The sequence below is a fragment of the Comamonas kerstersii genome (genome assembly GCF_008801935.1).
Taxonomy (GTDB): Bacteria; Pseudomonadota; Gammaproteobacteria; order Burkholderiales; family Burkholderiaceae_C; genus Comamonas; species Comamonas kerstersii.
Window position 1 is genome coordinate 1 of the sequence record NZ_VZOT01000027.1, and the last position, 5,476, is coordinate 5,476.

2 tRNA genes and 3 rRNA genes are annotated in these 5,476 nt (G+C 51.2%); all 5 read right to left on the reverse strand.

Going from position 1 to position 5,476, the window contains the following annotated elements:
• Positions 1 to 8: 8 nt before the first annotated feature.
• The 5 genes from rrf to F7P80_RS16565 all read right to left on the reverse strand — a co-directional run bounded on the left by rrf (position 9) and on the right by F7P80_RS16565 (position 5,312).
• Positions 9 to 121: ribosomal RNA gene (gene rrf / locus F7P80_RS16545) — 5S ribosomal RNA — on the reverse strand.
• 124 nt (positions 122 to 245) lie between these two features.
• Positions 246 to 3,127: ribosomal RNA gene (locus F7P80_RS16550) — 23S ribosomal RNA — on the reverse strand.
• A 393-nt stretch (positions 3,128 to 3,520) separates the two neighbouring features.
• Positions 3,521 to 3,596, reverse strand: a tRNA-Ala gene (locus F7P80_RS16555).
• Positions 3,597 to 3,621: 25 nt separating this feature from the next.
• A tRNA-Ile gene (locus F7P80_RS16560) sits at positions 3,622 to 3,698 on the reverse strand.
• Between the two features lie 83 nt (positions 3,699 to 3,781).
• Positions 3,782 to 5,312: ribosomal RNA gene (locus F7P80_RS16565) — 16S ribosomal RNA — on the reverse strand.
• The 16S, 23S and 5S rRNA genes sit together here with 2 tRNA genes alongside, the layout of an rRNA operon.
• Positions 5,313 to 5,476: the final 164 nt, after the last annotated feature.

A 5,476-nucleotide genomic window follows, 5' to 3' on the forward strand; every position in this document is an offset into this window, starting at 1 on the left:
TTGTAAGAGCCTGGCGATGACCTACTTTCACACGGGAATCCGCACTATCATCGGCGCAAAGTCGTTTCACGGTCCTGTTCGGGATGGGAAGGAGTGGGGCCAACTTGCTATGGTCACCAGGCATAAACTGTGGATGAGCTGCGCTAGCAGCTCATCAAATTCATAGAGTCTTTGTTCTCAGCTTTTATTCGATTGCGCACATTGGCATAAGTCTTTTGAACTGCACCAGGCAGTATCAAAGTTATAGGGTCAAGCCGCACGGGCAATTAGTACTGGTTAGCTTAACGCATTACTGCGCTTCCACACCCAGCCTATCAACGTCGTGGTCTACAACGACCCTTCAGGGGGCTCGAAGGCCCCGGCAGATCTCATCTTGAAACGAGTTTCCCGCTTAGATGCTTTCAGCGGTTATCTCTTCCACACGTAGCTACCCTGCGATGCCACTGGCGTGACAACAGGTACACCAGAGGTGTGTCCACTCCGGTCCTCTCGTACTAGGAGCAGGCTTCCTCAAATCTGCAGCGCCCACGGAAGATAGGGACAAAACTGTCTCACGACGTTTTAAACCCAGCTCACGTACCTCTTTAAATGGCGAACAGCCATACCCTTGGGACCGACTACAGCCCCAGGATGAGATGAGCCGACATCGAGGTGCCAAACACCGCCGTCGATATGAACTCTTGGGCGGTATCAGCCTGTTATCCCCAGAGTACCTTTTATCCGTTGAGCGATGGCCCTTCCATACAGAACCACCGGATCACTATGTCCTGCTTTCGCATCTGCTCGACTTGTCAGTCTCGCAGTTAAGCACGCTTATGCCATTGCACTATTAGCACGATGTCCGACCGTACCTAGCGTACCTTCGAACTCCTCCGTTACGCTTTGGGAGGAGACCGCCCCAGTCAAACTGCCTACCATGCACTGTCCCCGATCCCGATTAGGGACCTAGGTTAGAACCTCAAACGCACCAGGGTGGTATTTCAACGTCGGCTCCACCAGAACTAGCGTCCCGGCTTCAAAGCCTCCCACCTATCCTACACAGATCCGTTCAAAGTCCAATACAAAGCTACAGTAAAGGTTCATGGGGTCTTTCCGTCTTTCCGCGGGGAGATTGCATCATCACAAACATTTCAACTTCGCTGAGTCTCTGGAGGAGACAGTGTGGCCATCATTACGCCATTCGTGCAGGTCGGAACTTACCCGACAAGGAATTTCGCTACCTTAGGACCGTTATAGTTACGGCCGCCGTTTACTGGGACTTCAATCAAGAGCTTGCACCCCATCATTTAATCTTCCAGCACCGGGCAGGCGTCACACCCTATACGTCCACTTTCGTGTTTGCAGAGTGCTGTGTTTTTATTAAACAGTTGCAGCCACCGATTTTTTGCAACCCTTTTCTGCTCCGTTTGTTCAACTTCACATACCGAGGGCATACCTTCTCCCGAAGTTACGGTATCAATTTGCCGAGTTCCTTCTCCAGAGTTCTCTCAAGCGCCTTAGAATACTCATCTCGCGCACCAGTGTCGGTTTGCGGTACGGTCAATCAATAGCTGAAGCTTAGTGGCTTTTCCTGGAAGCAGGGTATCACTCACTTCGTGTGCAAGCACACTCGTTATCACGCCTCATCTAAGCCCGGCGGATTTGCCTACCAGGCACGACTACACGCTTGAACCACCTATTCCAACAGGTGGCTGAGCTAACCTTCTCCGTCCCCACATCGCACTATTGATCGGTACAGGAATATTGACCTGTTTCCCATCAGCTACGCATCTCTGCCTCGCCTTAGGGGCCGACTCACCCTACGCCGATGAACGTTGCGTAGGAAACCTTGCGCTTACGGCGAAGGGGCTTTTCACCCCTTTTAACGCTACTCATGTCAGCATTCGCACTTCTGATACCTCCAGCATCCGTTACCAGACACCTTCACAGGCTTACAGAACGCTCTCCTACCACGTGCAATAAATTGCACATCCGCAGCTTCGGTAACTGGCTTAGCCCCGTTACATCTTCCGCGCAGGACGACTCGATCAGTGAGCTATTACGCTTTCTTTAAATGATGGCTGCTTCTAAGCCAACATCCTGACTGTTTTAGCCTTCCCACTTCGTTTCCCACTTAGCCAATTTTAGGGACCTTAGCTGGCGGTCTGGGTTGTTTCCCTCTTGAGTCCGGACGTTAGCACCCGGTGCTCTGTCTCCCAAGCTGTACTCTGCGGTATTCGGAGTTTGCCTTGGTTTGGTAAGTCGCCATGACCCCCTAGCCAAAACAGTGCTCTACCCCCACAGGTAATACTTGAGGCACTACCTAAATAGTTTTCGGAGAGAACCAGCTATTTCCAAGTTTGTTTAGCCTTTCACCCCTAACCACAGCTCATCCGCTGATTTTGCAACATCAGTCGGTTCGGACCTCCAGTACCTGTTACGGCACCTTCATCCTGGCCATGGTTAGATCACTTGGTTTCGGGTCTACACCCAGCGACTAAAAACGCCCTATTCGGACTCGATTTCTCTACGCCTTCCCTACTCGGTTAAGCTTGCCACTGAATGTAAGTCGCTGACCCATTATACAAAAGGTACGCCGTCACCCCTTACGAGGCTCCGACTTTTTGTAAGCATACGGTTTCAGGATCTATTTCACTCCCCTCCCGGGGTTCTTTTCGCCTTTCCCTCACGGTACTGGTTCACTATCGGTCGATTACGAGTATTTAGCCTTGGAGGATGGTCCCCCCATATTCAGACAGGATTACACGTGTCCCGCCCTACTTTTCTCTAGCTCAGTACCACCGACAAGTTTTCACATACAGGGCTATCACCTACTATGGCCGGCCTTTCCATGCCGTTTTGTTAACTCGTCGACTATCACTAGAAGGCTCTTCCGAATTCGCTCGCCACTACTATCGGAATCTCGGTTGATTTCTTTTCCTCTGGGTACTTAGATGTTTCAGTTCTCCAGGTTCGCTTCAACAGCCTATGTATTGAGCTGTTGATACCCTTGCGGGTGGGTTTCCCCATTCAGACATCTCCGGATCAAAGCTTATTTGCCAGCTCCCCGAAGCTTTTCGCAGGCTATCACGTCTTTCATCGCCTGTAATCGCCAAGGCATCCACCATATGCTCTTAGTCACTTGACCCTATAACTTTGATCTCTGTTGCCAGAGTTCGCCATTTGGAGTTCAAAGACTGGTGAGGTCTTGCACCTCACGCGTTATGCCGTAATGTGAATGATTCTTCGGTTGCGTTTTGCAACGCAGCCTAGAGAATGATTCGTCATTACATCGAATTCAAGTTCGTTGAATTCGTGTGACGCAATCAAATAGTTGCTGACGGCACGGTCACCTTCAAAGGTGTTTCCGTCAGCAACGCTGATTTTCGACTCTATGAATTTTTAAAGAACAGCCTATGGAGCAATAGCTCAATACAAAAGCAGTCTTTGCAAGACTGCTTTTGTATTGAAGTGAGCCAACTATTGTAGCACCGCATGGCGCTATCTTTTTTAAATTCTCAGTGTTTACACCAAGAATTTGTGGTGGAGGATGACGGGATCGAACCGACGACCCCCTGCTTGCAAAGCAGGTGCTCTCCCAGCTGAGCTAATCCCCCATTGTGGGTTGTCGCATTGGAAGTTTGGTGGGTCTAGTTGGGCTCGAACCAACGACCCCCGCCTTATCAAGACGGTGCTCTAACCAGCTGAGCTACAGACCCAAGCCATCAAAACTCTCGTCTCGACGGTGTCATCCAACAACCGATAAGTGTGGGCGTTCAAACTTGAATTGCTTGTTTTCCAGAAAGGAGGTGATCCAGCCGCACCTTCCGATACGGCTACCTTGTTACGACTTCACCCCAGTCACGAACCCCGCCGTGGTAAGCGCCCTCCTTGCGGTTAGGCTACCTACTTCTGGCGAGACCCGCTCCCATGGTGTGACGGGCGGTGTGTACAAGACCCGGGAACGTATTCACCGTGACATGCTGATCCACGATTACTAGCGATTCCGACTTCACGCAGTCGAGTTGCAGACTGCGATCCGGACTACGACTGGCTTTATGGGATTAGCTCCCCCTCGCGGGTTGGCAACCCTTTGTACCAGCCATTGTATGACGTGTGTAGCCCCACCTATAAGGGCCATGAGGACTTGACGTCATCCCCACCTTCCTCCGGTTTGTCACCGGCAGTCCCATTAGAGTGCCCTTTCGTAGCAACTAATGGCAAGGGTTGCGCTCGTTGCGGGACTTAACCCAACATCTCACGACACGAGCTGACGACAGCCATGCAGCACCTGTGTGCAGGTTCTCTTTCGAGCACTCCTCTATCTCTAAAGGATTCCTGCCATGTCAAAGGTGGGTAAGGTTTTTCGCGTTGCATCGAATTAAACCACATCATCCACCGCTTGTGCGGGTCCCCGTCAATTCCTTTGAGTTTCAACCTTGCGGCCGTACTCCCCAGGCGGTCAACTTCACGCGTTAGCTTCGTTACTGAGTCAATGAAGACCCAACAACCAGTTGACATCGTTTAGGGCGTGGACTACCAGGGTATCTAATCCTGTTTGCTCCCCACGCTTTCGTGCATGAGCGTCAGTACAGGCCCAGGGGATTGCCTTCGCCATCGGTGTTCCTCCGCATATCTACGCATTTCACTGCTACACGCGGAATTCCATCCCCCTCTGCCGTACTCTAGCCTTGCAGTCACAAAGGCAGTTCCCAGGTTGAGCCCGGGGATTTCACCTCTGTCTTACAAAACCGCCTGCGCACGCTTTACGCCCAGTAATTCCGATTAACGCTTGCACCCTACGTATTACCGCGGCTGCTGGCACGTAGTTAGCCGGTGCTTATTCTTACGGTACCGTCATGACTCCAGGGTATTAACCCGAAGCTTTTCGTTCCGTACAAAAGCAGTTTACAACCCGAAGGCCTTCATCCTGCACGCGGCATTGCTGGATCAGGCTTTCGCCCATTGTCCAAAATTCCCCACTGCTGCCTCCCGTAGGAGTCTGGGCCGTGTCTCAGTCCCAGTGTGGCTGATCGTCCTCTCAGACCAGCTACAGATCGTTGGCTTGGTAAGCTTTTATCCCACCAACTACCTAATCTGCCATCGGCCGCTCTAGTAGCACAAGGTCTTGCGATCCCCTGCTTTCATCCGTAGATCTCATGCGGTATTAGCCACTCTTTCGAGTAGTTATCCCCCACTACTAGGCACGTTCCGATGTATTACTCACCCGTTCGCCACTCGCCACCAGACCGAAGTCCGTGCTGCCGTTCGACTTGCATGTGTAAGGCATGCCGCCAGCGTTCAATCTGAGCCAGGATCAAACTCTACAGTTCGATCTTGAATTTAAGGTCTTGCGACCCACTCATAAAAACGGAATTGAAGTGAACTTCACTTCTATTCTCATGAGCGTTTGATTTGGCAATTCGCCTTCAAACGCCCACGCTTATCGGCTGTATCTTGTTAAAGATGCCTTGAAGATCAATTTCTTCAAGTTTCG